This window comes from Marinobacter sp. UBA5687 (genome assembly GCF_002420325.1).
Classification (GTDB): domain Bacteria; phylum Pseudomonadota; class Gammaproteobacteria; order Pseudomonadales; family Oleiphilaceae; genus Marinobacter; species Marinobacter nauticus.
Map to the genome: position 1 here is coordinate 7,139 of NZ_DIHV01000141.1, position 1,924 is coordinate 9,062.

The 1,924-nt window shown below is 55.0% G+C and carries 2 protein-coding genes; both read left to right on the forward strand.

The features are described 5' to 3' along the window. On the forward strand, positions 1 to 332 hold a 332-nt coding region (locus B3Y70_RS15630; protein WP_288590060.1), incomplete at its 5' end, for an ATPase. A gap of 46 nt (positions 333 to 378) precedes the next feature. Next, the gene (locus B3Y70_RS15635) at positions 379 to 1,893 is read left to right on the forward strand and encodes a thymidine phosphorylase family protein (RefSeq protein WP_199456056.1); all 1,515 of its coding nucleotides are present in this window, start codon (positions 379 to 381) and stop codon (positions 1,891 to 1,893) included. Positions 1,894 to 1,924: the final 31 nt, after the last annotated feature.

The following is a 1,924-nucleotide window of genomic DNA, read 5'->3' on the forward strand; positions in this document are numbered from 1 at the left end:
TGGCGACCCATGAATCGGAAATGGAACGTATTGTGAACGAGTTCAAGTCGCAGGGCGATTCCAAAGCGTTGGAGACAAGGGTCTACGACTACCTGTCTCACCATCCCATTAAGACCCACAGAACCTGCGATGAGCCCTACGCACAGCTGGATTTTGAGGGCATATGCAGAGAAGTATTCGATTTCCATGATCAGATAGAGGACCTTTATCGTACCCTGGCCGACAAAGCCGAAATTCCCGAGGCGAAAGAATTACTGCAGTCGTTGCTAACCATGGAAGAGAACGAAGCTATGCGATTGGCCAGGCAGATAGGGCGTATGAACGACCTCTGATCAGAACACTGAAATTATTCTTCGACGCAGAAAAGGATGTTGATACATGGTGGCGTCTTCCAGTCAGTTACGGGTTTTCAAGATGGGTATCAATACTCATCAGGAGCCTGTCGTCTACATGCGTGATGATTGTGATGTGTGCCTTTCAGAAGGATTCGCCGCCAGTTCCAGGGTGGGAATTTCCTCGCAGGGACGTTCCATCATCGCAACTCTCAATATTTCGTCTGATGAAACGGTTCCCAAAGGGTATGCGGGGCTTTCAGATATCGCCATAGAGCGGCTCGGGGTGGCTCAGTCTGACCTGGTTTCAGTACATCATGCGCCCTATATCGAATCCTTGAGTCTGGTTCGTCGGAAAGTATTCGGACACAGCTTGCTTCCGGCTGAGATGGCCCGCATTGTCTCCGATATCTCCGCACACAAATACAGCGATGTCGAAATAGCCTGTTTCCTGAGCGCTTGTGCGGGTGGCAGATTAGGTTTCGATGAGATTGTTGCTTTGACCCAGGCGATGGTGAATTGCGGACAACAGCTCGATTGGCCAGGCGTGGATCGTGTGTTCGACAAACACTGTGTTGGAGGCCTGCCGGGCAACCGGACCACGCCGCTGGTTGTGTCGATCGTTAGCGCAGCAGGCTTAGTAATGCCTAAAACCTCCTCCCGTGCCATCACCTCACCGGCGGGAACAGCGGACACCATGGAAGCGCTGACCAATGTGAGGCTTGGGCTGAACGAGATTCGCCGTGTGGTCAGAGAAACCGGTGCCTGTCTCGCCTGGGGTGGGGCGATGAACCTCAGCCCGGCTGATGACCTGTTGATTCGCATCGAGAGAGCGCTGGACCTTGATGGTGAGGGCCAGCTCGTGGCCTCGGTGCTGTCCAAGAAGATTGCTGCCGGTTCCACCCATGCGGTGATTGACATTCCGGTGGGGGAGACGGCCAAGGTTCGAACGCCCGGCGATGCCGACCGGCTGGCCTCTCTTTTCACAAGCGTTGGGGCGGCCTGTGGGCTGAAGGTACGCTGCATCGCGACAGACGGCAGCAAGCCGGTTGGTGCAGGGATCGGGCCGACAGAGGAGGCCCGTGATGTTTTGGCCGTGTTGCAGGGAAAGCGGGGTGCGCCGGAGGATCTACGGAGCCGCGCCATCTTGCTGGCTGGCCATTTATTCGATCTGGCCGATGGTCTTGGCGTGAAAGAGGGGATGATCAAAGCAGAGCGATTACTTCAAAACGGCTCTGCCTGGGAGCAGTTCAAGCGCATAACAAAGGCTCAGGGGGGACTGAAGAGCTTAGGTGAAGCCCGTTTTCGGCGTCCAGTTCTGTCCTCGGAATCCGGAACAATCGTGTCTATCGACAACCGTCGGCTTGCCCGTGTCGCCAAGCTGGCAGGAGCGCCTGCCAGTTCTACCGCAGGACTACGGCTGCTGGTGAACGTCGGCGATATCGTCATTAAGGGAGAGCCTCTCTATGAGTTACTCAGTGACAGTCCGGGACAGCAGGATTATGCGCTGGCGTTTAACGATATGGGGCCGGCAATCTTCACTGTATCGCAAGAGGAATGACTGTGGGCATTATTGAAAAAAATGTGCTGTT

What these genes read in the sequence shown, in the direction of transcription:
- B3Y70_RS15635 (WP_199456056.1), top strand. Translation starts at nt 379, where the DNA reads ATGGTGGCGTCTTCCAGTCAGTTACGGGTTTTCAAGATGGGTATCAAT.